General features: G+C 71.6%; 18 protein-coding genes. 4 read left to right on the forward strand and 14 right to left on the reverse strand.

What is annotated here, in order from left to right; all coding sequences use genetic code 11:
* Nucleotides 1-50: 50 nt before the first annotated feature.
* The 6 genes from OG542_RS04810 to OG542_RS04835 all read right to left on the reverse strand — a co-directional run bounded on the left by OG542_RS04810 (nt 51) and on the right by OG542_RS04835 (nt 7,534).
* Entirely contained in the window at nt 51-1,838 is a 1,788-nt protein-coding gene (locus OG542_RS04810) for an ABC transporter ATP-binding protein (RefSeq protein WP_328408502.1), read from the reverse strand.
* Nucleotides 1,839-2,900: an iron-siderophore ABC transporter substrate-binding protein gene (locus tag OG542_RS04815; protein ID WP_328408504.1), complete on the reverse strand. Its 1,062-nt coding sequence runs from the start codon at nt 2,898-2,900 to the stop codon at nt 1,839-1,841. It abuts the gene before it with no gap.
* Between the two features lie 102 nt (nt 2,901-3,002).
* Nucleotides 3,003-3,851, reverse strand: coding sequence for an ABC transporter ATP-binding protein (locus OG542_RS04820; protein ID WP_328408506.1), 849 nt, complete (start codon nt 3,849-3,851; stop codon nt 3,003-3,005).
* 38 nt (nt 3,852-3,889) lie between these two features.
* Nucleotides 3,890-4,951: a FecCD family ABC transporter permease gene (locus tag OG542_RS04825; RefSeq protein ID WP_328408508.1), complete on the reverse strand. Its 1,062-nt coding sequence runs from the start codon at nt 4,949-4,951 to the stop codon at nt 3,890-3,892.
* Nucleotides 4,948-6,009, reverse strand: coding sequence for a FecCD family ABC transporter permease (locus OG542_RS04830; RefSeq protein WP_328408510.1), 1,062 nt, complete (start codon nt 6,007-6,009; stop codon nt 4,948-4,950). Before OG542_RS04830 ends, OG542_RS04825 begins: the two co-directional genes overlap by 4 nt.
* A gap of 169 nt (nt 6,010-6,178) precedes the next feature.
* A complete protein-coding gene (locus OG542_RS04835) occupies nt 6,179-7,534 on the reverse strand; it encodes a lysine N(6)-hydroxylase/L-ornithine N(5)-oxygenase family protein (protein ID WP_328408512.1) in 1,356 nt (451 codons plus the stop codon).
* Between the two features lie 247 nt (nt 7,535-7,781).
* On the opposite strand from OG542_RS04835, the gene OG542_RS04840 reads away from it, so the two are divergent.
* Nucleotides 7,782-8,729, forward strand: coding sequence for a methionyl-tRNA formyltransferase (locus OG542_RS04840; RefSeq protein ID WP_261679606.1), 948 nt, complete (start codon nt 7,782-7,784; stop codon nt 8,727-8,729).
* A 92-nt stretch (nt 8,730-8,821) separates the two neighbouring features.
* Here OG542_RS04840 and OG542_RS04845 read toward each other — a convergent pair whose 3' ends face one another.
* The 5 genes from OG542_RS04845 to OG542_RS04865 all read right to left on the reverse strand — a co-directional run bounded on the left by OG542_RS04845 (nt 8,822) and on the right by OG542_RS04865 (nt 18,718).
* Entirely contained in the window at nt 8,822-9,376 is a 555-nt protein-coding gene (locus OG542_RS04845; RefSeq protein WP_184587865.1) for a hypothetical protein, read from the reverse strand.
* A 53-nt stretch (nt 9,377-9,429) separates the two neighbouring features.
* Nucleotides 9,430-14,817: a tetratricopeptide repeat protein gene (locus OG542_RS04850; RefSeq protein WP_328408514.1), complete on the reverse strand. Its 5,388-nt coding sequence runs from the start codon at nt 14,815-14,817 to the stop codon at nt 9,430-9,432.
* Nucleotides 14,798-16,291, reverse strand: coding sequence for a lipase/acyltransferase domain-containing protein (locus OG542_RS04855; RefSeq protein WP_328408516.1), 1,494 nt, complete (start codon nt 16,289-16,291; stop codon nt 14,798-14,800). The genes OG542_RS04850 and OG542_RS04855 overlap by 20 nt, the downstream gene beginning before the upstream one ends.
* A 97-nt stretch (nt 16,292-16,388) precedes the next feature.
* Nucleotides 16,389-17,093: a response regulator gene (locus OG542_RS04860; protein WP_311128925.1), complete on the reverse strand. Its 705-nt coding sequence runs from the start codon at nt 17,091-17,093 to the stop codon at nt 16,389-16,391.
* Nucleotides 17,090-18,718: a sensor histidine kinase gene (locus OG542_RS04865; RefSeq protein WP_328408519.1), complete on the reverse strand. Its 1,629-nt coding sequence runs from the start codon at nt 18,716-18,718 to the stop codon at nt 17,090-17,092. Before OG542_RS04865 ends, OG542_RS04860 begins: the two co-directional genes overlap by 4 nt.
* Nucleotides 18,719-18,815: 97 nt before the next feature.
* Here OG542_RS04865 and OG542_RS04870 point away from each other — a divergent pair, with 97 nt between their 5' ends.
* Nucleotides 18,816-19,796 (forward strand): Bug family tripartite tricarboxylate transporter substrate binding protein, encoded by a 981-nt coding sequence (locus OG542_RS04870; protein ID WP_328408521.1) that lies wholly within the window; start codon nt 18,816-18,818, stop codon nt 19,794-19,796.
* Between the two features lie 2 nt (nt 19,797-19,798).
* On the opposite strand, the gene OG542_RS04875 is transcribed toward OG542_RS04870, so the two are convergent.
* Nucleotides 19,799-20,305, reverse strand: a complete 507-nt coding sequence (locus tag OG542_RS04875; RefSeq protein WP_328408523.1) for a hypothetical protein — start codon at nt 20,303-20,305, stop codon at nt 19,799-19,801.
* A gap of 83 nt (nt 20,306-20,388) precedes the next feature.
* Nucleotides 20,389-22,269, reverse strand: a complete 1,881-nt coding sequence (locus OG542_RS04880; RefSeq protein WP_328417768.1) for an ABC transporter ATP-binding protein — start codon at nt 22,267-22,269, stop codon at nt 20,389-20,391.
* A gap of 214 nt (nt 22,270-22,483) precedes the next feature.
* On the opposite strand from OG542_RS04880, the gene OG542_RS04885 reads away from it, so the two are divergent.
* A complete protein-coding gene (locus OG542_RS04885) occupies nt 22,484-23,467 on the forward strand; it encodes a lysylphosphatidylglycerol synthase transmembrane domain-containing protein (RefSeq protein ID WP_408057719.1) in 984 nt (327 codons plus the stop codon).
* 356 nt (nt 23,468-23,823) lie between these two features.
* Nucleotides 23,824-24,921 (forward strand): mechanosensitive ion channel family protein, encoded by a 1,098-nt coding sequence (locus OG542_RS04890; protein ID WP_193477279.1) that lies wholly within the window; start codon nt 23,824-23,826, stop codon nt 24,919-24,921.
* 74 nt (nt 24,922-24,995) lie between these two features.
* Here OG542_RS04890 and OG542_RS04895 read toward each other — a convergent pair whose 3' ends face one another.
* Complete coding sequence (locus tag OG542_RS04895) at nt 24,996-26,540, reverse strand: M1 family metallopeptidase (protein ID WP_328408526.1); 1,545 nt, start codon at nt 26,538-26,540, stop codon at nt 24,996-24,998.
* Nucleotides 26,541-26,658: the final 118 nt, after the last annotated feature.

Here is a 26,658-nt window from a genome sequence, read left to right on the forward strand (position 1 = left end):
TCAGCGTCCCTTCCAGAATGTGGAGTTAGGCTAACCTAAATAAGGGTTGCCTAACTACCCTCTCGCCAGGCCCGCCACAGTCGCGCGTAGCGGCCGCCCAGAGCCACCAGTTCCTCGTGCGTGCCCTGTTCCACGACGCGTCCCGCGTCCAGCACGGCGATCCGGTCGGCGGCCATCGCCTGCGTCAGCCGGTGCGCCACGAACAGTGTCGTCCGGCCCGCGCACGCGGCCAGTACGGCCCGCTCCAGCTCGGCGGCTCCCTCGCTGCCGGCCTCCGCGGTCGACTCGTCGAGCACCACCACCGGCGCCCGGCCCAGCACCAGCCGGGCCAGGGCGATCTGGGCGACCTTGGTGACGTCCAGGCGCTCGCCGCCCTCGCCGACCGAGGTGTTCAGCCCGTCGGGCAGCGCGTCGACCCAGCCGTCGGCACCGACGGTGCGCAGGGCGTCCATCAGTTCGGCGTCGGTCGCCTCCGGCGCGGCCAGCCGCAGGTCCTCGGCGAGCGGACCGGAGAACACATGCGTCTCCTGCGTCAGGATGCTCACCAGGGCCCGCGCTCCGGCCTCGTCGAGGTCGGCGAGATCGGTCGGCCCGACCCGCACGGACCCGGCTTCCGGGGTCCCTATGCCGGCGATCAGCGCGGCCAGGGTCGTCTTGCCCGCGCCCGTCGCCCCCACCAGGGCGAGCGAACCACCGGCGGGAATGGTCAGGTCGACGTCCCGCAGCACCGGATCCTCGGAGCCGGGGTAACGGAACGTCAGCCCCCGCACCGCCACCGGGTACGAACCGGCCTGTGCCGCCGGCACGGACTCGTCGCCCACCAGCCGCTCCTCGGCGGCCTCCCCCAGCACCCCGACCAGACGGGTCAGGCTCGCGCCCGACTTCTGCGCCTCGTCGAAGGTGAACATGATGGCGCCCAGCGGGGTGAACAGCCGGTGGAACAGCAGCGGAGCCGCCGACACCTCGCCCAGGCTGGCGGCGTCGGCCTCCAGCAGGGCGTATCCCACGAGGAGGATCAGGACGAGACCGATGAACTCGGCGCGGTTCTCCCGGCCGACGAACCGGCCGAAGAACCGGAACACCTCGATGCCGAGGTCGCGCACCCGCCACGACTCGCTGGTGACCTTCTCGCGGAAGGCGCCCTCGAGGCGGTACGCCCGGACCGTGTCGATGCCGTTCAGGCCGCTGATGAACGCCTGCGCCCGGTCGGCCTGGGCCACCCGCTGCTTCCGGTAGAGCGGAGCGGACCGGGGCAGATACCAGCGCAGGGCCAGGGCGTAGGCGGGCAGTGCGCCGGCGCCCGCCAGGCCGAGCCGCCAGTCCAGACCGAACATGCCGAGGGTGGCGATGACGACCAGCACGCCCGCCGAGAACACGGTGGGCACGGCCGTGCGGATGCCCTTGGACAGCACGGCCACGTCGTCACCGACCCGGGAGAGCACGTCTCCCCGGCCGACCTGCTCGATCCGGGCGCTCGGCATCCCGAGCACCGCCCGGACTGCGCCTTCGCGCAGCCGGGCGAGCAGATCCGCGCCCAGCCGCCCGATCAGGTAGGTCGAGACCGCGGTGGCCGCCGCGCCGAGCAGCGCGGCGGCACCGATCAACACCCCGATCGTGACCAGGATCGATCGTTCTTCGCCCCCGACGACCCCGTCGACCACCCGGCCGAGCAGGAGCACCGGGAGCACCTGGAGCGCCGCCCCCGCGACCGTGGTGAGCACGGTGGCGGCCGTCAGCCAGGGCATCTCACGGCAGTGCGCCGTGACCCATCGAGTGGCCTCGCGTCCGGTCGTCGTGCGCAGGGTCGCCGGGGCGAGGCGCGTTGCGGTGGTGCTCACTTACTGATCGACCGACTTGACGAGCTCGTCGATCGCGTACGGCATGGACAGCAGGGTGCCCTGGGAGATGGCCGCGCCGACCGCAGGCCCTTCACTGTCCAGCAGGTACGACACGTTGCCCTTCTTCACGGCGTCCAGGTTGGCGAAGAGCTTGAACTTCTTCAGCGCCTCGGTGTCGGCCTTGTCGTTGATGACGAAGATGTGGTCGACGTCGACGAGGTCGACGCGCTCCGGCGAGAGCCTGGTGTAGAAGCTGCCGCCCGCGACCTTGTCGATCTCGGTCTGGTACTTGAAGCCGATACCCGTCACGAGCCGGCCGCGCACGTCGGTGGAGGTGAACGGCGCCACGGAGTCCTCGTACCAGGACAGCGCGACAGCGGTCTGCTTGCCGAGCTCCGGGTGGTCCTTCTTGGCCGTGTCGAGCTGGCCCTGGATGTCCTGGACCATCTTCTCGCCCTCCTTCGCCTTGCCGAGGGCCTTGGCGATGTGGAGCGCGTTGTCCTGCCAGGGGGCGCTGAAGGGCTCCTTCTCGGCCTTGGTGCGCGCCACCGTCGGGGCGATCTTGGACAGCTTGTCGTAGGCGGCCTTGTCGATCTCGGAGTAGACCCCCACGATCAGGTCCGGGCGCAGGGCGGCGATCTTCTCGTAGTTGGGGCCGGAGTCGCCGTTCTTCATGACGACCTCGGGCTTGGTGTCGCCCCACTTGTCCTTCACCCAGGGCCACTGGGTGTTGATGTCAGGGCTCTTGCCCGGAGGGTTGGGGTACTGGTCGACCATGCCGACGGGCTTGATGCCGAACGCCAGGATGGTCTGGTCGTCGGTGTAGCCGACGGAGACGACCCGCTTGGGCGCCTTGTCGACCGTCGTGGATCCGAAGGCATGCTCCACGGTGACCGGGAAGGCACCGGCGGCCGCGGCCTGCGTGCCGTCGTTCTGCTGGTCCGTCTTGTCCGCCGAGTCGGAACCGCATCCCGTGAGGAGACCGACGCCGAGGGTGGCGGCGGCCAGTGTCGCCGCCATACGCCGCCAGGGCCTTCTGAGCGTCGTTCGATGGAGGAGCATCCAAAACCCCTTGCTTTCGCGCTAGTTCGCTGCACCCTCGCCTAAGGGCAGGCAAACCTTACCGTGAGGGAATGAGGTTAGCCTAGCCTTACTTCTCCGTCTTTATCGGGATGTGTCCAACTGGACGTGCGTGCGACCGATCGGCACGATGAGCGGCCGGTCCCCCACCGGGTCGTCGATGACCTGTGCGCGCAGCCCGAACGCCTCGTGCAGCAGCTCGGCGGTGATCACGTCGCGCGGGTGGCCCTGCGCCAGGATCGAACCCTCCCTCATCACCACGAGGTTGTCGCTGTAGCGCGTGGCCAGGTTGAGGTCGTGCAGCACCATGACGACGGTGCAGCCCGACTCGTGCAGGTCGTCCACCAGGTCCAGGACGTCGATCGCGTGCGCCAGGTCCAGATAGGTCGTCGGCTCGTCCAGCAGCAGCAGATCGGTGCCCTGAGCCAGCGTCATCGAGATCCAGACGCGCTGGCGCTGCCCGCCGGACAGCGCGTCGACCGGGCGGTCCGCCAGATCGGACACGCCCGTCATGGCCAGCGCGCGTTCCACCACCTCGGCGTCGTCCGAGGACCACTGCCGCAGCCAGCTCTGGTGCGGATGGCGGCCCCTGGCGACAAGGTCGGCCACCGTCAGCCCCTCCGGCGCGACCGGCGCCTGCGGCAGCAGGCCGAGCTTCTTCGCCACGTCCCGGGTCCTGAGCCGGCCGATGTCCTCGCCGTCCAGGACGACGGTTCCCCCGGTCGGCTTGAGCAGCCGCGACAGCGTCTTCAACAGGGTCGACTTGCCGCAGCCGTTGGGGCCGATGATCGTGGTGACCACCCCTGGCGGTATCGCCACGTCGAGCCCGTCGATGACGACCCGGCCGCCGTACCCGACCGTGACACCCCTGGCTGCCAGCCGCGAGGCGTCATCGACCCCGGCCTTCGCCTCGGTGATGGACTGTGCGACCACAAGCCCCCCTTACTTAGGTATGCCTGACTCTTGTACACCTATCTGAGGTTCGCCCGCACCAGCAGATAGACGAGGAAGGGGCCGCCGATCGCGGCGGTGACCACGCCGACCGGGAGCGAGACCGGCAGTGCCGTACGCGCGACCAGGTCCGAACCGATCAGCAGCAACGAGCCCACCAGACCCGACGCCACCATCGGCGGTGTCGGGCACCGCGCCAGACGCATCGCCACCTGCGGCGCCACCAGCGCGACGAAGGGGACCGGACCCGCCGCGCTCACCGCCACCCCGGCCAGCAGCACCGCGCACAGCAGCAGGACCGCCCGTACCGCCGCGTACCGGACGCCCAGGCCGGCGGCGACCTCGTCGCCGAAGTGCATCGGCTTGAACTGGAACGCGACGAAGGACACCACGACGAGGAGGACGAGCGAGCACCACAGCGCCACCCGGACCTCGCCCCACGCGCGGTCCTCCAGCGAACCGACGAGCCACGCCTGGGCCTTGGCCACGTCCCTGATGTCGGCCGTGACGAGCAGCCAGGTCGTGATCGCCTGCATCACGGCGCTCACGGAGATGCCGATGAGGATGAGCCGGAAGCCGTCGATCCCGCGCCGCCAGGCCAGGAAGTACACCAGCAGGCCCGTGCCGAGCCCGCCCGCGAGCGCCGCCGCCGACAGGCCCACGGAGTTGACGATCGCGGCGGCGGTGCCACCCGACACGGTCACCAGGAACACCGCGACCGCGCTGGCGCCCGAGGTGATGCCGAGAACATCCGGGCTGGCCAGGGGATTGCGGGCGATGGACTGCGTGATCGCCCCGGAGACCCCCAGCGCGATGCCCACGACGAGCCCGGCCAGGGCCCGCGGCATCCGCAGGTCCATGATCACGAACTGGTCGACCTGCTCGCCCCGCCCGAGGATCGTCGCGATCACCCGCGACAGGCTGATGGGGAAGTCCCCGACGCCGACGGACAGACAGAACACCAGGAAGGTCGCCGTCGCCAGCAGCAGCGTCACGCACAGGATCCAGGGCCGCCAGACGAACGACACACGGCCGAGCCGCACGCCCGGCATCACCGACGGCTTCACATCTGTCACGTTCATGCTTTCCTGAACTTTCCGCGCCACACCAGAACCGCGAAGAACGGCGCGCCGAGGAGCGCCACGACGACACCCGCGTCCAACTCGCCCGGCCGCACCACCAGTCGGCCCACGATGTCGCAGACCAGCAGGACGACGGCCCCGAGCAGACCGGCGTACGGCACCAGCCAGCGGTAGTCCGGCCCGGTCAGGTACCGGGCCACGTGGGCCACCATGAGCCCGAGGAACGCGATGGGTCCGCAGGCGGCCGTCGCCGCGCCGGCCAGCAGGGTGATGGCGGCGATGCCGACGGTCCGGCTCAGCGCGATGTTCACGCCCAGTCCCCGCGCGACGTCGTCACCCAGGTTCATCAGGTTCAGGGAAGGCAGCGTGGTCAGGGCCAGCACGAGACCGGCGGCGATGAAGGCGGTGACCGGCCAGATGACGTCGAAGCCGGTCCCGTTCAGCGAGCCCGAGTTCCAGAACCGCAGGGCGTTCAGGGCCTGCTGGTCCGAGAGCGCGACCGCCGTGGTCATCGCCGCCAGGAACACCGTGACCCCCTGTCCGGCCAGTGCGAGCGTCAGCGGGTTGCCGGCCCCCCGGCCGATGCTCGCCAGCCCGAACACGACGACACCGGCGATCCCCGCCCCCAGGAAGGCGAACCAGACGTACTGGAACGGGTTGCCGAACCCGAACACGGAGATCGCCACCACGACCGCGAACGAGGCTCCGGAGTTCACGCCCAGCAGGCCCGTGTCGGCGATCGGGTTGCGCGTGTATCCCTGGATCAACGCCCCGCCGACGCCAAGGGCGATGCCCGCCACGACCCCGAGAACCGTCCGGGGCACCCGCACGGTCCGCACGATGAGCCGGATCTCGGTGAGCCGCTGGTCGGAGTCCGGGTCCGCGAACAGCCCGTGCCACACGTCGGCGGGACTCAACGCGCGAGCGCCGACGGCCAACGACAGCACCGTGGCGATCACCAGGAGCGCCACGAGGGTGCCCAAGCCCACGGCCCGCCGCCGACGGGCCTTCGACGTGCCCCTGGGCGTGGGGCGCTCAACTGCAGCAGTCGTGCCCATGTCGACGTACGTTATCCCTTGTGCGGTCGGCGACTTGACCTGGCGGTGTCTGTTCCCGCCCTGAAGTGGCGCGGGGCTGTGTCGATATGCGGTCCGCCGCGTGGGCGCGATCGGCCATGGCGGCGGCGCGGCCGGTCGACGACCGGTCTCGGCCCCCGCGGCGGAGCGCCTAGCGGGCGGGGCTGCCGGTGTCGTCGGCGAGCGTCCGGGCGTCCTCGGCGGCGGGTCCGGAGCCATGGCCGAGGAGCGAGTCCAGTATCTCGCCCACCCTGATGGCCGTGTTGGAGAGCAGGGACGACGTGATGCCGTGGGTGTGCTCGGTGCCGCCCTGCAGGTAGATGCCGCAGCGCAGGCCGGGGTCGGTCGCGATGCGGTAGTCGCGCTCGACGCGCACGCGGCCCTCGTCGTCGCGGGCGCAGCGGTCGGCGACCTCGCCGAGCAGGCCGGTGGGGTCGGCCTGGCTGTAGCCGGTGGCGAAGACCACGACGTCCGCGTCCAGGTCGGTCTCCTCGCCGGTGACGAGGGACGTCACGGTGGCCCGGGCGCCGGTTGGCGTCTCCTTGACGCCGGTGAGCCTGGAGACGTTGAGGAAGCGCAGGCGCTCGGCGCCCAGGACCTTCTCCCGGTACGACTGCCGGTAGAGGTCGTCGATCAGGTCGATGTCCACCACGGAGTAGTTGGTGTTGCCGTGGTAGTCCATCAGCCGGCGCTTGACGTCCTCGGGTGCCGAGAAGTACTCGTCGACCGCCTGGGGGTCGAAGATCCGGTTGGCGAAGGCGCTGTCGTCGGCGGGGCTGTAGCCGTAGCGGGAGAAGACCGCGCAGACCTCGGCCTCGGGGAAGCGACGGTGCAAGTAGGCGACGTTCTCGGCGGCGCTCTGTCCGGCGCCCACGACGACGAACCGGGAGGGTGACGTGCCCTCGAGCTCGTCGACCTTCGCCAGCAGTTCGGAGTTGTGCCAGACGCGGTCGCCGCGCTCCACACCCTCGGGCATGAGGGGGCGCAGCCCCGTGCCGATGACGAGGTTGCGGGCCCGGTGGACCTCGAGCCCCTCCCCCGACCGGACGGTCACGTCGAGGTACTCCACGACGCCGTCTCGGGTCACGGGCGCGACGCCGACGACCTCGTGGCCGTAGGAGACCATGTCGTCGACCTGGGACGCGGCCCACTCGAAGTAGTCGTGGAACTCCACGCGCAGCGGGAACAGGTTCTTGTGGTTGATGAAGTCGATCAGCCGGCCCTTGCTCTGCAGGTAGCAGAGGAAGCTGTACTCGCTGGACGGGTTCCGCAGCGTCACCAGGTCCTTGAGGAAGGAGACCTGCATGGTGGCGTCGTCGATGAGCATGCCGCGGTGCCAGCCGAAGCGGGGCTGCTGCTCGAAGAAGTGAGCGGTGACTGCCTCCTGCCTGCCGACGCGCGCGTTGTGCTCGCGGAGCGCGATAGCCATGGCCACATTGGACGGTCCGAAGCCGATGCCAATGAGGTCGTGGACCGGTTGTGCGTCACCAGGAAGAACCTGCGACATGTCACTCCCATCGTGCGGGGCAGCCGCGTGTCAGGTGTGGAGAGAACGAAAGGCGGGCATGCCAACGAAACGGCACGCCAGGGAACTTAGGTGAGCCTAAGCTAAACCCATCACGGTGTCGACTGGACAAAACGGACAGCCTCCGGATGGCACCTCACCAACTGGGGCACTATGCACACCCGTTGCAAACTAAGGTAAGGCTTGCTTTACTTACGTCGGCCATACCCTTGCTCTGAGGAGGAACCCCATGCGGGTCGTCATGTTCGGTTACCAGACCTGGGGGCATCGCACCCTGCAAGCCCTCCTGGAGTCCGAGCACGACGTCGTGCTGGTCGTGACGCACCCCAAGAGCGAGCACGCGTACGAGAAGATCTGGAGCGACTCGGTCGCCGACCTCGCCGAGGAGCACGGCGTGCCCGTGCTGATCCGCAACCGCCCGGACGACGACGAGCTGTTCGAGCGCCTCAAGGAGGCCGACGCGGACATCATCGTGGCCAACAACTGGCGGACGTGGATCCCCCCGCGCATCTTCGACCTCCCGCGCCACGGCACGCTGAACGTGCACGACTCGCTGCTGCCCAAGTACGCCGGCTTCTCCCCGCTGATCTGGGCCCTCATCAACGGCGAGCCCGAAGTCGGCGTCACGGCGCACATGATGAACGACGAGCTCGACGCCGGCGACATCGTCCGGCAGGAGGCGGTGCCGGTCGGTCCCACGGACACCGCCACCGACCTCTTCCACAAGACCGTCGACCTCATCGCCCCCGTAACCATCGGCGCGCTCGGCCTCATCGCCTCCGGCCAGACCGAGTTCACCAAGCAGGACCGCTCCCAGGCGTCCTTCTTCCACAAGCGCGCCGACGAGGACAGCCGCATCGACTGGACCTGGCCGGCGGCGGATCTGGAGCGCCTGGTCCGCGCCCAGTCCGAGCCGTACCCCAGCGCCTACACCTTCCACCGCGGCAAGCGGCTCGACGTCCTGGCCGCCTTCGTGTCCGAGGGCCGCTACGGCGGCACTCCCGGCCGCGTCTTCTACCGCGAGGGCGACGGCGTGGTGATCGTCGCCGGTGCCGACGCCCGCACCGGCCGCAACCAGGGCCTCGCCATCACCCGCGTACGGACCGAGGACGGCCGGGAACTGCCCGCGGCCGAGTACTTCACCTCCATGGGCGGCTACCTCACCAACCGCCCCTGACGTGCCGGCCCCGGTACGGTCCCGGGGCCGGCCACACATCGCCGCCGCGCGGACTTCGGTCCGCGCGGCGGCGATCGCGTGCTCCCTCCGGGTCACAGGACGAGGCTCCTGAGGCAGTCGCGCCACGCCAGGACGAGAAGCACCAGCAACACGGCGTAGCAGACAGCGGGGACGGTGATCCAGGCGTCCATGTGACGGGTCGCCTTGGCGAGCAGCAGGGCCGTGTAGGCGAGGTATATGAGGCCCACGCCTCCATAGGCCAGGAGGATCACCGCGCGCTGCGAGGTCGTGGCGGTGTGGAGGTTGGAAGCTCGTTCGCTCGCCGCGACACCGATGACGTCACGGTCCAGCGTGCTGCCGGGCGACTCGACCGCGTCGAGGAGGGTCCGTTCGAGGATGAGGATGGAACGGGCCCGGACTGCGGCGAGATTGACCAGGTGGGCCTGGAAGGCGGCGACACAGAAGAGCGGGGACGGCAGGAGGCAGATGGTCCACCCCAGGAGGTCGAGTTTGTCGTAGAACGCGATGGTGCCGATGAGGTAGGTGACGGCGGCGGCGACGGTGGCGAGGCTCACCGTGAGAGCGGTGGAGCGGTCGGAACGGTCCGACTGGTAGATGGCGGTGAGTACGTGCAGACGGTCGGACAACTCCACTCCTTGGCTGACCGGCGGTCGGGGCGCCGCGGCGGCCCCGTGTGAGCTCACTCCTGGTCGGACGGGTCGCCCAGCACGTCGATGAGGGCGTTGATCGCGGCCACGTGGTCCGGTGCCGCGCGCGCCGCCCAACGGGCCAGGTTCACGGCCCGCGCCCGTCGCTGGATCGGCGTGGCGACGGCCGCACCGGCCCGCATCTCCTGTACGGCCGACTCGAGATCCCCTTGGTCCAGGTCCAGAGCCGCCCGCAACACGAAGCCGGCGCCTGGTTCGTCCAGGGCGGCCGGGTTGGCGTCGGTGAGCAGCCTCAGCCGCGCCGGATCCGCCCGCTCCAGCGCCTCAAGGGCATGGTCCGCGGCTGTCGCCGCGTGGGTGACGAGTCCGGCCACCGTCTGCATGGACATCGTCCTGGCCAGAGCGGCCACCGCCGCGTGTTCTCCCGCGGAAGGGGCGGTCGAGGCGGCGAGGACCTCGGCCGCCGCGTCGGCGCACAGGTGCCCGCGGTGCCTTTCGAGATATCCGAGCCACTGCTCCCGGGTGGGCTGGTCCATCCAGGCGCGTACGAGCTCCTCGACGGCGTGCCGCTCGCGGCGTTCGGCGAGTACGGCTTCGAGGCCCTGGCGTTCGACGGCGCACACGAGCTCCCGCAGCTGCCGCAGACTGTCGTCGTCCGGGCGCAGCATGACGTGAATGTCCACGCCGGCGGCGACGGTGGAGCCCGTGACCACATCGGCCCGGGCGCGCAGCACTGTCTCGGCGTCCGGCCAGTCCGGGGCGGCCCGCCAGGAGCGGATCAGTTCCAGGTCGGCGTCGGGGACCGGGCTCACCGCCCACTCGGGCAGTCCGGACGGTGGAGCTTCGAACGACAGCGCGACAGTGCGGATCTGCTGCCGGACCCGGCGGGTCAGATACGCGGGTGCGAGGTCGTCTTCACGGTGGGCAAGCTCCGCGGCACGGACCAAGTCCTCGGCCGCCGCGGGCCCCTCGCCCCGGCTCGCGTACCAGTCGGCCGCGCCCGCCCGGACTTCCGCGCGCCCGTGGCCCTCGGGAACGGCATCCGCCGAGGCCTCCCAGACGGCGGACGCCTCGGCGGGCGACCGGATCATGAGCAGCTCCGCCAGGTCCCAGGTGGCCACGGCCAGTTCCGGAGTGAACGACGCCGGATCGTCGCCCGCGAGGTCGCGAAGAAGCTCCACGCCCTCCTGGCCGGCCGCCAGCGCTCCCTCGAAGTCCTGTGTGAGGTAGAGCGCCGAGGCGAGGGTGCCCAGCGTGACGGCCAGGTCGAAGGCGAAGGCGGGCTCGGCCAGGACCAGGGCGCGAAGCAGTTCCGCCGCCTCCCGGACCGCTTCCAGTGCCCCGCCGCGGTCCCGCAGGGCCAGTCGGGCGGAGGAGACGTTGTTCAGCGCCTTGCACAGGTCCGGCACGAGGGCCGTCGGGTGGGCCGCCATCGACGCGCGATACAGACGCACCGCTTCCTCCGCCGAGTCGAGCGCCCCCTGGTGGTCCTCGGTGTCCGCCCGGACAGCGGACAGGTTGTTCAACGCCCTGGCCAGATCGGCGGTGAACGCGTCGCCTCTCTCCGTCACGGCCTCCCGGTACAGACCGACCGCCTCCTGAGCCGCGGACACCGCCTCGGGGAGGTTCTCCGACTCGTAGCGGCACCGGGCCAGGTTGTTCACCGCCATGGCGAGGTCAGGGAGGAATCCCTCGCGGTTCACCGTGGCCAGTTCGCGGTAGAGGCCGACGCTCGCCTCGGCGGCTTCTGACGCCCGCTCGTGGTCACCGGCTTCGGTCAGCTTCACGGACCGGTTGTTGAGCGCGCCGGCGAGACCGGGATTCCAGGCGTCCCCGTTGATCCTGGCCAGCTCGCGGAAGAGCCCGATCGCCTCCTCGTCGAGGATCAGGGCACGTTCGCGATCGCCGGCCTCGCCCACCAGAACCGACAGGTTGTTCACCGCGGCGGCCAGATCCGGCAGCACGGCCGCCCTGTTGACCGCTGCCAGGCGGCGGTACGACGCGACGGCCTCCTCCCCCGCCTTCGCCGCCCCCGGGCGATCGCCCACCAGCCAGAGGCGGTGGGCCAGGTTGTTGAGCGAGATCGCCAGCTCACGGGTGAAGGCACCGGGTTCGGCCGATGCCAACTGCCGCCGTATGGCGACCGCTTCCCGGGCGACGGCGAGCGCACCCGTCTGATCGCCCGCGTCCGAGCGCCGGAGGGACAGCGTGTTCAGCGCCCGGGCCGTTTCGGCGGCGAAAGCGCCGCCCTTCGTGTCCGACGCGTGCCGGCACAGCCGGGCGGCCTCCTCCGCCGCCTCCAACGCGCCGCCGGTGTCTCCGTCCGCCGCCCGGCCGGCGGACAGGTTGCCGAGCGCCCCGGCGAGGTCGAGGACGTACACGTCCTGGTCCTCGTCGAACAGGCCCCGGTACAGGTCCACCGCTTCGCCGGCCGCCGCCACCGCCCCCTGGCGATCGCCCGTCTCGGCACGCCGGTTGCCCAGTGTGTTCAGCGACATCGCCAGGTCGGCGGCGAACACGTCCGCGTCGTCCGCGGCCAGGGCGCGGTACAGCGCGGTGGCCTCCTCGGCGTCGTCCAGGGCCGCTTCCGAATCGCCGGTGCGGGAGCGGCACACCGACAGGTTGTTCAGTGATGCCGCCAGCTCCTCGGTGAAGACCGCGCGGTTGACGACCACCAAGTGCCGGTACAGGGCGGTGGACTCAACGGCCGCCTCCAGAGCGGCGGCGTCGTCACCGGCAGCGGAACGGTGTCCGCTCACATTGTTCAAGGCGTGCGCCAGGTCGGCGGCGGTGTCGTCGGTCTGCCCGGACAGCAGCCCGCGCCGCAGGGTGACCGCCTCCTCCCCCGCGGCGCGTGCTCCCTCCCGGTCCTCCATCGCCGAGCGGCAATGGGAGAGGTTGCCGAGGGACACCGCCAGATCGGACACGTAGGCGTCGCGCAGGCCCTGCGAGGTGGCCGTGCGCACGAGGTTCCGGTGGATCCGCACGGCCTCGTCGGCTGCGGACAGCGCGCCGGCCCGGTCGTCGGTCGCGGCCCTGCTGGTCGCCAGGGTGTTCAGCGATCTCGCCAGGGACTCCTCGTGTTCCGGCCCGAGTTCGGCCACGAGCCTGCGCTGCAGCCGCACGGCACTCTCGGCCGCGTCCACGGCACTGTACCGATCGCCCGTGGCGCCACGGTGGGTGGCCAGGTCGTTGAACGCGCCCGCGAGGTTGGGGAGATGCAGTCCGGGATCGAGGAGAGCGAGGTCGCTGTAGAGGGGAACGGCCTCCTCGATCGCCTCCAGGGCGCCGGAACGGTCCCCTGCGTCGTCACGGCGCCGGCTGGCCAGGAACAGCAGTTCCCCCAGCTCGTCCGGCTCCGCGCCGCCGGCCCGGCCGTCCTCCAGCCTGCGTTCCTCGACGATCAGGGCCAGCCGCCACAGGCTGGCGGCCCCGAACGGAAGGGCCGCGGAGATGTCGTCCAGAGGGAGAGGGGTGTCGGAGGCGGCGGCGAGTTCCTCGAGCACGGTGCGCGCGGCGCCTCCCAGCGCCGCGGCCACGGTGGCGGCCAGCGGCCAGCGCCCCGGCTCGGACCGCAGCAACGCCTCGATGTGGGCGGCGGCGGCCGGTTCGTCGTTGCGTCCGGCGCGCGTCAGCACGGTGAGGGCGCTGCGCAGCCCCTCTCCGAGGTCGTCCTCGTCGAGCAGCGAGCCGACACGCAGGCAGCGCTCCAAGAGGTCCGGACGTTGTTCGAGGGTGGTCAGCAGATGGTGGTCTCCCACCGGATCGGGCCGGATCGCGACGTACTCCCCCGGCCCGGGGTCCATACAGGTGACGAGGGTCTCGGCGATCTGCTGCCGGAGGGCGTCGGCTTCGGCGAGCCGGGCCACGGCGGTCAGGGCTTCGGCGGCCCGGTGCGGGGCGGGGGTGAGGAGGGTCAGGCATGCCGCGGCCTCGGCGATGAGGCCGGTGTACCGCAGGGGCGTGCCGGTGCGGTGCTCGAAGGTGGTGTTCCAGTACCGGCGTTCGTGGCGCAGCACCTCGTCGTACAGGGCGGCGGAGGTGACCGGCAGCGTGTCCTGGCCGCGGGCCGCGAGCCAGCCGAGCAGCACCAGGTCCAGGCTGGTCCACCGGGTTCCTCTGTCCGGGTCCGGCAGGCGGGGCGGGCCTGCGTGGGGGCCTTGCCGGACCGCCGCGCACGTGTGCCGGAAGAGATCCTCGGGCCGCGGGTGGGCGTCCGGCAGTTCGATGTTCTCCAGCCGGTGGGGGTGGGCGTCGGACTCCAGCGCGTCGGTGATCCGGGTCAGCCACTCCCCTTCGCGTTCCCTCGCGGTGAGCACGACGACCGCCGGGCGGGGTCGGCGCGCCACCACGCGCAGGAGGTCGATCGTGGAGCCGGCTCGGGCGTCGGCGTAGTCGACGAGGACGAGCAGGGGTGCGGTGACCTCGGCCAGCCACTCCCACGAGCGGCCCGACCCGGCCTGCTCCCGCAGGACGCCCGCGTACCAGCCGGCTCGGGCCGTCCGGTCGACCAGCTCCAGACCGAGCCGGGTCTTCCCGGAGCCGCCGCGACCGGTGATGACGGCGATCGTGGTGTGCGGACCGCGGAGCGTGTCCTCGCACAGCCCAGACAGCACGGTCAGCTCGTCACGGCTCTGGAAGGGCGTGACCTGGAATTCGGCCCTCAGCAGGCGCAGTGCCGACTCGGCCGTGCCCGGTTCACGGTACGGGTCCCGCAGCGGCAGCACCGCGGGCAGCGCCGCGGGGGTGTAGGGCGTCACGTCCGGATCGGCGGGCACACCGACACGCCAGCGGTAAGCGTTCGAGGTGAGCTGGGCGTATCCCGTCGCCGCGGCTGTGGCGAGGTCGGTGTCCGTCCCGGGTCCGGCCACGCCCACGGGGTGGGAGATCCCGTTCGGGTCCAGGACCAGCATGCTGCGTGGCGGGCCGTCCAGCCCGGTCTGTACCTCGTCCGGCAACTCCCGTGGTGGAGCGGACCATACGCCCTCGCCGGGCAGTCCGGCCGGCCACGTACCGGCCGGCGCGACCGCCACCAGGGCATGCCCGGGCCGCCCCGGTTCGGCCGCGTCCAGGACCACGACCGCCGTCCGCAGCCCCGCGTGCCGGAAGGCGCCGGCGAGCAGGACGGCGAGGTCGAGACACGTGCCGTTGCGGGGCGCTACGAGCACCTCGGCCGGGGGCCTGATCCACTGCCCGTCCGGCCCGCTGTCGACCGGCTCGTGCGCGTAGCCGATCCCGGCCTGTCGCAGCCGGTCCCAGACGACCCGCACCCGCTGCAGGACCGGAGCATCCGAAGGCCCGGGAATCCGCGCGTGCATGCGTACGGCGTGGGGCACGACGTAGCGGGCCAGGTCGGCGGGAGCCGCGTCGGCCGACCAGGGCGGCCACGCGGTCCGGCGGTCACTCGAGGCCGGTGTCATCGAGCACCTGCACCGTCTGAACGGCGGTCGCGTCGGTCAGGTCCCGGGCGACGACGCTCACCTTCACCAGGCCGGGCGGCAGTCCGGGCAGCCGGCCGTGGAAGGCGCGCTGCCCGGCGTCCCACTCCAACCGGACATCGATGCGGGCCCAGGGCGGCCGCCCGTCCTCCGTCACCGGTTCCGCTCCGGCCCACACCGTGGCCCGTGCGGCGTCGACACGTTCTCCGGCGAGGGTCAGAGGGGTGACGGCGACGGTGATCGGCCGGTCGCGCAGCTGCAGTTCGTCCAGGTCCAAACCGAGGGCGACCGGGCTCTCCCGCCGGGCCCGGTACGCGGAGAGAGCCGCATCGCTCCGGAAGGCGTCGAGCAGCTCCGCGGTCTCCCTCAGTTCCGCGATGGGGCCGTGACGTCGGTGGACGTGCAGATGGGTACGGGGGTAGTTGTCCATCTCCACGGGCAGGCCGCAGAACGCGGGGACGGTGCCGTCGCCGAGCCCGGTACTCCAGCCGCCGAGCTCGGGGCCCGGGGGGACGTCCTTGGTGACGGTCACCTCACTGCCGTCCCAGGAGCAGGACCGCAGGGTGGCGTGGCCGAATCCGATGCGGGGCATGACCGCCGGCGGGACACGGAGGTTCTGCCAGCCCTGTTCGATCTTCCGGTGCATGGTGTGGGCCCGTCGGGCCGGCTCGCGCAGCCAGGGCAAGGGCAGTTGGTGCGGCCGGAGCAGGCGGGGCGGGCGAGGAGGACCGTCGCCGCTGGACGGGCGCACGGCGTCGAGGGCGCTTCGGTCGTCGACGGCGCGGTAGCGCGGCAGCAGGTCCGCCAGTCCCTGCCAGCCGCGCACCACCTCGACGGGCCGTGTGATGCGGAAGGGTCCGACGGGCAGTCCGTGCGCCATCACCTCGAGGGCCTTCGGTGCGCCCCGGTGGGGAGTGCCGAGGGTGATGACGCCGCGGCACCAGCGGGCACCGCCGAGTACTGCGGCCCAATAGCGGGCCACCAGGCCGCCCATGGAGTGGGCGACGATCACGACGCGGGCCTCGCGGGCCTCCTCGTCCGGCCAGAGGTGCTCCAGCCGTGGGAGCAGTTGGGCGTCCAGTGTCCGCGCGGCATCGGCGACTCCGAGGCGGAAGTCGTAGCCGACGGCGACGATGCCGGCGTCGAGGTCGGGTTCCGGCGCGGTCCCGTCGTCGACGACGGCTCCGGCTCGCGTCCCCAGCCGGGCAAGGAGGCGGTCGTAGCCGGGAACCACGGTCCACAGCCCGAACGCCCTGGTGGCCCGGACGAGTCCCGCGGGGGCGAGCCGCGGGTACCTGTCGGTACTCAGCTGCTCCGGGTCCCGCAGCACGTCGAGGTCCTTCCCGAGAGTGCCCCAGACCGACTCCCCGCTCGGGCGCCCGCGTCGGTCGGGGACGGCGAGGACCGTTCCCCCCAGCCCCGGCAGGACGACGACCAAGTGATCGCAAACCCCCAACGCGCTCCCCCTCGCTACGAGTCACCGTCCTCCAGGACTGTACGAATGGTAATCGGACCGTCGCCCACCGTGCCGCGCCTTCTGCTGCGGCACCGGATCACAGCCGGCGGCCGTAGCGGCGTTCCGGCCGCCCCGCCGCGCCGTACCGCAAGCTCACCTCCACGCTCCCGGTGCTGTGGAAGTACTCCAGGTAGCGGCGGGCGCTCACGCGGGAGATGCCGGTCAGGGCCGCGCACTCGGTCGCGGACAGGGTGCCGTCCGTCTCGCGCAGGGCCCGCTCGACCAGTTCCGCGGTCTCCACACTCATGCCCTTGGGCAGAGTGAGGGCAGGGGCGGGGACGATCGCGCCGGCCAGGACGCGGTCCACGTCGGCCTGGCCCCGTACGACCGTCGTCAGCAGGCGGCCCCGCTGGGCGGCGTAGCGCTCGAGGCGGGGGCGCAGGTCCTCGAAGTCGAAGGGTTTGAGGAGGTAGTCGACGACGCCTCGGCGGACGGCGCCGCGGACCGTGCCTGCCTCCTGCGCGGCGCTGATGACCATGACGTCGCAGTCGTGGCCTGCGGTGCGCAGCCGGGGGATGACGTCGAGGCCGAAGAGGTCGGGGAGATACAGGTCGAGGAGGACGAGGTCGGGGCGCAGTTCGCCCACGGCCTCGATCGCCTGCCGGCCCGTGTGGGCCACGCCGACGACACGGAACGGCTGGACGCGTTCGACGAAGGTGCGGTGGACGCGGGCCACCATGAAGTCGTCGTCGACCACCAGGACGTCGATCGTGCCCGCCTTGTCGCGCGTCCCGGGGATCATGGGGCCGCTCCTTCCGTCAGTGTGCCGGTGAGCCGGCCGACGGTCATGCGTGCGGTGAACACCGCTCCGTCGGGGGTGTTGGACACCGAGATCTCGCCCCCGTGCCGTTCGCAGACCAGCTTGGTCAGGGCCAGTCCGATGCCGCGCTCGCCCTCGCGCGCGGCCTTGGTGGTGAAGCCGTGGGAGAAGACCTCGTGGGCCAGTTCGGGAGCCACGCCAGGACCGGAGTCGCGCACCACGATCTCCACGCTGGAGGCGTCCTGCCGCAGCGCCACCTCGACCCAGCGCTGCCCGTCGGGCGCGGCGGCGTCGACGGCGTTGTCGACCAGGTTGCCCACCACGGTCGCGACGTCGGCGGCGTCCTCCGGGGCCAGCCGTTCCAGTGCGGTGTCGTCGGAGATCCGCAGGCTGACCTTCCGTTCGGCCGCGAGGGACGCCTTCGCCATCAGCAGGGCGGCCACCGCCGTGTCGCGGACGCGGCGGCTGAGGGTGACGTCCAGGGACTGGCGGCGCTGGTTCAACGCGCGGATGTAGCACACGACTTCGTCCTGCTCGCCGATCTGGATCAGTCCGGAGATGGTGTGCAGCTGGTTGGCGAACTCGTGCGCCTGTGCGCGCAGCAGCTCCGAGGAGCTGCGGAAGGAGCCGATCTCCCGCTCCAGCCGGGCCAGTTCGGTGCGGTCGCGCAGGGTGGTGACGGAGCCGAGGAGCCGGCCGTCCTTGGTGACGGTCATCCGGTTCATCACCAGCACCCGGCCGCGGCGTACGACGACCTCGTCCCGTTTACCGGCGGTGGTTCCGGCCAGCACGTCGCGCAGCCGTCCGTCGATGCCCAGGCCGTCCAGGCTCTGGCCCACGCAGTCCTCGGGCAGATCGAGCAGGCGGCGGCCCATGTCGTTGACGAGGGTGAGCCGGTGCTGCGGGTCCAGGGCGATCACACCCTCGGCGATCCCGTAGAGCATCGCCTCCCGGTGCTCGGCGAGCCCGGCGATCTCCCGTGGTTCCAGCCCGAGGGTCTGCCGCTTCACGCGCCGCGCGAGCAGCCAGGAGCCGGCCACGCCGAGCCCGCTGGCGATGCCCAGATAGGCCAGCAGGTACGAGGAGGCGCCGCTGAGCCGCTGCCACACCGTCGGATCGGCCTCGCCGATCATCACCGTCCCGAGGATCCGGCCGAGGTTCTCCTCACTCGCCCCGAGGACGGGGACCTGGGCGGCCAGCTGGCGGTTGCCGTCCAGTGTCAGCTGCCCCGACCAGCCCCGCTCCCGGGTGGTGCCCGGCCCGAGCGGCAGCCGCTCGCCGACGACCGTGGGGTTCGTGGAACTGACGATCCGGCCGGCGGCGTCGGCCACCGTCACCGAGGTCACCCCGGACTGCGCCTGCGTGGAGTGCACCAGCGGGGCGAGCGTCTCCCCCGATGCGGGACGCACCAGCTGGCTGCGCACCAAGGGGTTGGCGGCCAGTTGTTCGGCCAGCGCGCTCACCCGGCGTCCCTCGACCCGGGTGAAGGTGGCCTGCGACTGGGCGAGGGAGACCGCGGCGACCGCCAGCAGCACCACCACGACGATGGCGAGCTGGAGCACCAGCATCTCGCCCGCGAGCGAATGGCGACGAAAGGTGGCGACCACAACGAACTCAATCTTCTATGCCGACACAAGCGGGGCGGCTCAGGTGCCGAGTCGGACAATCATGACGCCCACCAGTGGAAATCGAAAGGGAGGCGTCATGAGGGGCCCGGCACGCGCCTTACCCGGCGCCTTCGCCGTCCTGGCGCTGCTGGTGGTCTGCGCATGCGGGGCGTGGCCGGGCGGCGGCAACGCCGCGAACCTGCGGCTCATGGTGCCCAACACGCCCGGTGGCGGCTACGACACGACTGCCCGTACCGCGGCCCGGGTGCTGGAGGAGACCCAGATCGCGTCGGGCGTGCAGGTGTTCAACCTGCCGGGTGCCGGCGGCACGGTGGGTCTGCAGCGCATCGTCGACGAGAAGGGCAACGGCGAGCTCGCGCTGCAGATGGGGCTCGGGGTGGTGGGCGCGTCACACGCGGCGGGCTCGAAGGTGGCCGTCACCGACACCACCCCGATCGCCCGGCTGATCGAGGAGGCCGGCGCGGTCGTGGTCCGCGCGGACTCGCCGTACCGGACGATCGGTGCCCTGGTGGCCGCCTGGCGCGAGGACCCGGGGCGCCTCAGGGTGGGCGGCGGCTCCTCCGCCGGCGGCCCCGATCATCTGCTGCCGATGGAGCTGGCACAGGCGGTCGGCATCGACCCGCGGAAGGTGGCGTACGTCCCGTACGACGGCGGCGGCGATCTGCTGCCCGCGCTGCTCGACGGCAGGGTCGACGTCGCCACCAGTGGGTTCGGCGAGTTCCTGGACCAGAAACGCGGCGGCCGGCTGCGGGTCCTCGCCGTCACCGGAGAACGGCCGGTCGGTGTCCTGCCCGGTGTCCCGACCCTGAGGTCCTCCGGGATCGACCTGGTCTTCGACAACTGGCGGGGCATCGTGGCCCCGCCCGGCATCAGCGACACCGAGCGGCGGCGCTGGGTCGACGCGCTGACCGAGCTGCACGGCTCCCGCCGGTGGCGGGCCGAACTCCGCCGGCACGGCTGGACCGACGTGTTCGCCACCGGCCGCGCCTTCGAGACCTTCCTCGCACGGCAGGACGCACAGGTCGCCGGCCTCGTCCGCCGTCTGGTCCCGGAGTGACGTCAGGAGGGGTTCGCGGAGGGGCCGATGCCCTGCAACTCCTGAACGGTGCCGCCGAGTTTGGCGCGGAGGTGCTCGTACATGCCCGGCTTGGCGCTGACCACCCAGCGCATGCCGACGAGGTACTTGCCCCCGTACACACGGGCCGACTCCAGCCAGGTCTCCTTGAGCTTCTCCTCGGGGAAGGTGGTGATGAGGAAGTCGCCCTTCTTGGTGTGGCACACGCCTTCGCGCAGCTCGTCCGCCTCGGTGCGGATCTTCGCCTTGCAGCCGGCCAGCCCGGCGATGACCTCCACCTTCGCCGGGGCGACGACACCGGCGGCGGGAGCGGCGGACCCGCCCGGCGTCGCCGCCTCGCCGCTGCCGGCCGGCTTCCTGTCGTCACCGCCGCCGCAGGCGGTGACCAGGGGGAGCACGACCAGGGCGCCCACCGCCGCGGCGGCGCGCAGCCGGTGGGCGCGGGACGGGGTCCGGCGGTTGGATGGTGCGTGCGGTTGCTGCTGGGACACGTGCCTCTCCGGATGCGCGCTGTTCTGCCCTGGTGGGCAGGCTGGAGTACTCGGAAGAGGTACGGACGCGCGCCCGGAGCCGTTCACACGCTGTCGACGACCGTGCGCTCCGTCTCGCTGAACTGCGTGCGGTACAGCTCCGCGTACCGTGCGCCCGCCGCCAGTAGTTCCTCGTGCGTGCCCCGTTCCACGATCCGGCCGGCCTCGACGACCAGGATCTGGTCCGCCGACCGGACCGTGGACAGCCGGTGGGCGATCACGACCGCCGTCCTGCCTTCGAGGGCTTCGGTGAGTGCCTCCTGCACGGCGGCCTCGGAGGTGTTGTCGAGGTGAGCGGTGGCCTCGTCGAGGATGACGATCCGTTGGCGGGCCAGCAGCAGCCGGGCGATGGTCATGCGCTGGCGTTCGCCGCCGGAGAGCCGGTAGCCGCGTTCGCCGACCACGGTGTCGAGGCCGTCGGGCAGGGACCGTACGAGGTCGTCGAGGCGGGCCCGGCGCAGGGCGTCCCACACCTCCTCCTCCGCCGCCGCGGGGCGGGCCAGCAGGAGGTTGGCGCGGACGGTGTCGTGGAAGAGGTGCCCGTCCTGGGTGACCATGCCGAGGGTCTCCCGCAGGGCCCGGGCGCTCAGGTCGCGGACATCGACGCCGCCGACGCGTACGGCGCCCTCGTCGGCGTCGTACAGGCGGGGCAGCAGTTGCGCGACGGTCGACTTGCCCGCGCCGGAGGACCCGACGAGCGCCACGGTCTGCCCCGGTTCGGCGCGGAAGGAGATGCCGTGCAGGACCTCGTCGCCGCCCCGTCGGTCCAGGGTCGCGACCTCCTCCAGGGAGGCCAGGGAGACCTTGTCGGCCGCGGGGTAGCCGAAGCGGACCTTCTCGAACTCGACCGCCACGGGCCCGTCGGGCACCCCGCGCGGGTCCGGCTTCTCCTCGATGAGCGGCCGGAGGTCGAGCACTTCGAAGACCCGCTCGAAGCTGACCAGTGCGCTCATCACCTCGACCCGGGCACCGGCCAGGGCGGTCAGCGGCGCGTACAGCCTGGTCAGGAGCAGTGCCAGCGAGACGACCGCGCCCGGTTCCAGGGCGCCGCGCAGGGCGAACCAGCCGCCGAGGCCGTAGACCAGGGCCAGGGCGAGGGCGGAGACCAGGGTGAGGGCGGTGATGAAGGCGGCCTGGGCCGTGGCCGTCCGGACACCGATGTCCGCGACGCGGCGGGCGCGTTCGGCGAACTCCCGCGACTCCTCCTCGGGCCTTCCGAAGAGCTTGACCAGGGTGGCGCCGGGTGCGGAGAAGCGCTCGGTCATGCGGGTGCCCATCGCCGCGTTCAGCGTCGCCGCCTCCCGCTGCATCCGGGCCATACGGCTGCCCATGCGCCGGGCAGGGATCACGAACACCGGCAGCAGCACCAGCGCCAGCAGGGTGATCTGCCAGGACAGGGTCAGCATCACGACGAGGGTGAGCACGAGCGTGACGAGGTTGCTGACCACGCCCGACAGGGTGTTGCTGAAGGCGCGCTGGGCGCCGATGACGTCGTTGTTGAGCCGGGAGACGAGGGCGCCCGTACGAGTGCGTGTGAAGAACGCCACCGGCATCCGCTGCACATGGTCGAAGACGGCGGTCCGCAGATCGAGGATGAGGTGCTCGCCGAGCGTCGCCGACAGCCTCCGGCCGAGGATGCCGAGCGCCGCCTCCGCCACCGCGATCAGCGCGATGAGCAGGGCCAGGCGTACGACTCTGTCCTCGTCACCGGCCGAGACGATCACGTCCACCACGCTCCCGGCCAGGACGGGGGTCGCCACGGCGAGCAGGGCGGTCCCCACGCCGAGCAGGACGAAGAGGGCGATGCGGCGCCGGTGCGGGCGGGCGAACGCGCCGATACGGCGCAGGGTCGCCAGGGCGAAGGGGCGGCGTTCCTGCTCGGCGTTCATGACGCTGTGCAGCTGTGTCCACGCTGTGGTCTCCATGCTCATGGCACAGAAGGTAGAACCTCAAGCAATCTTGAGGTCAAGGCGCTCGCGCATCGCCCCCGACATCCCGCACAATCAGCCCGATCCCCCTCTTCCCGTCCCCAGCGCGAAGGCCCCGATGACGATCTCCTCCCAGCCGCTCCCCGCACGTAAGCCCCAGTCCCCGCTTCCGCAACCCGCCGTTGGCACGGCATGGGAAGCCTCTGCGGATGTGACAGCGGTACAACTCCCCGAACTCCGCCCGGGACGACTCCCCCGTCGCGTCCCGGTCCGCCGCCTGCGTCAGATCCTGTGCCTGCTCCCGCTCCTGCTCGTCACCGTGGTCGCGGTGCAGCACCGGTCGGTGCTGGCCGAGGGCTTCGCGCACCTGGGCACCGCCGAGTGGCCATGGCTGCTGGCCGCGGTCGGCGCGACCTGTCTGACCTGGGTCGCCGCCGCCTGCACCCGGCAGGGCGCGGTCGTCGAACCACTGCCCAAACGGCGGCTCCTCGCGACCCAGTTCGCGGCGGGCGCGGCCAACCACCTGCTGCCGACCGGGCTCGGCGCGAGCGCGGTCAATCTGCGGTTCATGACGGTGTGCGGGCTGCCGCTCGCCCGCTCCTCGGCCGCCCTCGCCCTGTACCTGCTGGCGGAGAGCATCGGCCGGGTGGCCCTGCTGGGCGCCCTGTTCCTCGCGTTCCCCGACGCGCTGAGGCTGAGCACCCTAATTCCGGAGACGGCGTTCGGCCCGCTGCTGGCCGGTGCCGGCGTGGTGCTCGTGGTCGCGGCGGCCGTGGTCGCCCTCGTCCGGCGGGTGCGCTCGGCCCTGGTCTCCTTCCTGCGTACGGCACTCGGCGAGGCGCGCTCGGTGCACACCCGCCCGGCCCGGGCCCTGGCCCTGTGGGGCGGGTCCTTCGCCTTCCCGGCGTTGCAGGCCTCCGTGCTGGTGCTGGTGGGGCAGTCGCTCGGGCTGGACGTGCCGCCCGCGCACATGGCGGTGGCCTACCTGGCGGCCACCGTCGCCGTCGCACTGGTGCCCACCCCGGGCGGGCTCGGCTCGGTGGAGGCGGCGCTGGTCGTGGCGCTGGTGGCCGCGGGCGGCCCGGCCGCGGTGGCCACGGCCGTGGTCCTGGCCTTCCGGGTCATCACCGTCTGGCTGCCGCTGCTGCCGGGCGCCGTGACGCTGGGGGCACTGGTGCGGCTGAAGGTGATCTGACCCGGGTGGCGTGCGGCTGTCGTCCGCCTGCGGGCCGGTGGGGGCTGTTCGCGCAGTTCCCCGCGCCCCCAGAACGGATCGTTCACGGACCTGTGAGCGAGGCGGATGTGCGCGAGGCGGATCCGGCGCACGCGACGGCACGTCATGTGCAGTAACTCACCCCCCGCTCACCCCTGTCTCCGGTACGAAGCCCCGTGCGGGATGCGGCAGGATGAACGATTGCGCCGACCCCGGGTCAGGGTGGTCGGGCGCGATCGGACTTCCCCCCGAAAACGAGCAGGTGACTACGTGACGAGACTTCACATCCGGCCGTCGACGAAGGCGTTCGCCGCGGTTCTCCGCCCCGGAGGTGACCGGTGAACCGGGCGCTCACGGTGGACGACCTGGTCTTCGCCGGCATCGCCCTGGCGTCGGGCCTGCTGGCGGCCTTCGCGCTGCGCATCCTGCTGCGCTGGCTGGGCGGACACGCAGACCGCACCCGCTGGAGCGGGGACGACGTCATCGTGCACGCGCTGCGGGCCGTGGTGCCGTGGGCCGCGGTCGTGGGCGGTGCGGCGGGCGCGGCGGCGGTGCTGCCGCTGACCCGGACGGTGCAGCACCACACCAACCAGGTGCTGACCGTGCTGCTCATCTTCGTCGCGACGGTGTCGGCGGCCCGGGTGGTGGCCGGCCTGGTGCGCACGGTCACCCAGTCCCGTTCCGGTGTCGCCGGATCGGCCACGATCTTCGTCAACATCACCCGGATCCTGGTCCTCGCGATCGGCTTCCTGGTGGTGCTCCAGACACTGGGCATCTCCATAGCCCCGATGCTCACGGCCCTGGGCGTCGGCGGTCTGGCGGTCGCGCTGGCGCTTCAGGACACGCTCGCCAACCTCTTCGCGGGCATCCACATCCTCGCCTCCAAGACCGTCCAGCCCGGTGACTACATCCAGCTCAGCAGCGGCGAGGAGGGCTACGTCGAGGACATCAACTGGCGGCAGACGACGATCCGCAACCTGTCCAACAACCTCATCGTGCTCCCCAACGGTCAGCTCGCACAGGCGAACATGACCAACTTCATGCGCCCCGAGGAGCAGCTGACCATCCTGGTCCAGGTCGGAGTGGCCTACGACAGCGACCTGGAGCACGTGGAGCGCGTGACCAACGAGGTCATCGCCGAGACCATGACCGAGGTCGAGGGCGCCGTGCCGGACCACGAGCCCATCATCCGGTTCCACACCTTCGGCGACTCCCGCATCGGTTTCACCGTCATCCTGGGCGTCGGCGAGTTCAGCGACCAGTACCGGATCAAGCACGAGTTCATCAAGCGCCTGCACAAGCGCTACCGCGCGGAGGGCATCCGCATCCCCGCCCCGGCCCGTACGGTGGCGCTCCAGCAGGGCGCGGTCGCCATTCCGCAGCAGCGGAACGGCGAGTTCGAGCCGGGCGACATGACGTCCGCCCGGCTCGACTGAGACATCTCGCCTGAGATCTCGGCTGAGACATCCGGCCTGAGACATCTCGGGTGAGAGCTTCTCCGCCGCGGCTCCTACAGCGTCGCGGAGTTGTCGTGGTGGCGGCTGTCCCTCCGGCTGCGCGGTGCCGCGAGGGACGGCTTCACGGGCGTCACGGTCCAGTCCGGGTGGCCCGGCATCCGGGGCGTCTTCGTCCCGTACAGCCAGTCCCGCAGGAAGCCGGTCAGGTCCTGGCCCGAGACCTCCGAGGCAACGGCGATGTAGTCATCCGTTGACGCCGAGGAGTCGCGGTAGCGCTCCAGGAAGGTGCGCTCCAGGGCTGTGAAGGCCGCCTCGCCGACCTGCTGGCGCAACGCGTACAGGACGAGCACGCCGCCCAGGTAGCGCTGGCTGTCGAACAGGGTGGCCGCGGTGGGTGCGGCGACCGGCCCGGAGGTGTGGCGCCACTGGTCGCCGAGGGCGTAGGTGTCCTTCATCCGGGCTTCCATGGTGGTCATGCCCTTGGAGTCGGGCCAGCCGCGCTCGTAGCGGTACAGCAGCCCGTAGAAGTCGGCGTGGCCCTCGTTCAGCCACAGGTCGGCCCAGGTGGCGGGGCTGACGCTGTTGCCGAAGTAGGAGTGGACCAGCTCGTGCATCATGTGCGAGCCGATCTTGCTCTCCTCCTGGAGGAGGTAGTTCGGCTTGTAGATCGTGAGGGTCTGGGTCTCCAGGCCCGTGAAGTCGAAGGCGTCCGGGGCGTCGTTGTTGCAGGGCAGCAGGCCGTACGTCTCGAAGGGGTACGCGCCGAGCCGCTGCTCGACCCACGACACCAGCGCCGGGGTGAGCGCCAGGGCGGGCTCCAGGGCGGCGGCCCGGGCGACGGGGACGACGTCCCGCAGCGACAGGCCGTGCGGGCCCTGCCGGTCCTTGATCACATAGTCGCCGACGGTGATCTGCACGACCTCGGTGGCGATCGGCGAACGGGAGCGGTACGTGTACGCGGTCCGGTCGCCGGACAGCTGCTCGGTACGCACCAGGCTGCCGCTGGCGACGCCCCGCAACCCGGCGGGCACGGTGAGGCGGAACGTGAAGTCGGCCTTGTCGGAGGGGTGGTCGTTGCAGGGGAAGACGGTGTGCGCCAGGTCCGGCTGGCAGCACACCGCGAATCCGTCCGGGGTGGCCACCCAGCCGCCGGCGGGCGGCGGGGTCCGGCGCGGGTCGGCGCCGTAGGCGACGCACACGGTGACCCGGGCCTTCGCCGCGAGCTGACGGGCGGGGGTGATCCGCAGCTTCTCGGCCACCTGCTCGAAGGCGGCCGGGCGGCCGCCGACCCGGACGGAGCGTATGTCCAGGCCGCGCGCGTCCAGGGAGAAGCGGCTCAGAGCCTGGGTGGTGCGGATGGTCAGGGTCGCGGTGGCCTCGACGAGCTTGGTCGTGGCGTCGTAGGCGAAGTCGAGGTGGTAGGCCGAAACGCGGTATCCGTCATTGCCGAGGGCGGGGTAGACGGGGTCACCCAGGGTCTCGGCGCCCGGGGTGGCGCCGGTGCCGGGGGCCGCCTGGGCCGGAATCCCCGTGGTGAGTGCCGCCGCCGTGCCGATCAGGGCGGCCGCAGGGGCCGTCACTCTGGTGCGATATCTCATGGTCCGCTTTCGCTCGGACGGCCGGGTGGTCAGGTCCGGCCGTGTCATGGAGTGAGTGATCTCTCTCCATGACAAAGGAGCGGGCCGATCGGTTGCCCGAAACTGGCGGCGGACCCCT

The organism is Streptomyces violaceus (assembly GCF_036014075.1).
GTDB classification, from domain to species: Bacteria; Actinomycetota; Actinomycetes; order Streptomycetales; family Streptomycetaceae; genus Streptomyces; species Streptomyces violaceus.

Excerpts from the sequence above, each read along its gene's own strand:
- OG542_RS04815 (WP_328408504.1), bottom strand. The coding sequence starts at position 2,900 with ATGCTCCTCCATCGAACGACGCTCAGAAGGCCCTGGCGGCGTATGGCG.
- OG542_RS04825 (WP_328408508.1), bottom strand. The coding sequence starts at position 4,951 with ATGAACGTGACAGATGTGAAGCCGTCGGTGATGCCGGGCGTGCGGCTC.
- OG542_RS04830 (WP_328408510.1), bottom strand. The coding sequence starts at position 6,009 with ATGGGCACGACTGCTGCAGTTGAGCGCCCCACGCCCAGGGGCACGTCG.
- OG542_RS04835 (WP_328408512.1), bottom strand. The coding sequence starts at position 7,534 with ATGTCGCAGGTTCTTCCTGGTGACGCACAACCGGTCCACGACCTCATT.
- OG542_RS04840 (WP_261679606.1), top strand. The coding sequence starts at position 7,782 with ATGCGGGTCGTCATGTTCGGTTACCAGACCTGGGGGCATCGCACCCTG.
- OG542_RS04850 (WP_328408514.1), bottom strand. The coding sequence starts at position 14,817 with ATGACACCGGCCTCGAGTGACCGCCGGACCGCGTGGCCGCCCTGGTCG.
- OG542_RS04860 (WP_311128925.1), bottom strand. The coding sequence starts at position 17,093 with ATGATCCCCGGGACGCGCGACAAGGCGGGCACGATCGACGTCCTGGTG.
- OG542_RS04870 (WP_328408521.1), top strand. The coding sequence starts at position 18,816 with ATGAGGGGCCCGGCACGCGCCTTACCCGGCGCCTTCGCCGTCCTGGCG.
- OG542_RS04880 (WP_328417768.1), bottom strand. The coding sequence starts at position 22,269 with ATGGAGACCACAGCGTGGACACAGCTGCACAGCGTCATGAACGCCGAG.
- OG542_RS04895 (WP_328408526.1), bottom strand. The coding sequence starts at position 26,540 with ATGAGATATCGCACCAGAGTGACGGCCCCTGCGGCCGCCCTGATCGGC.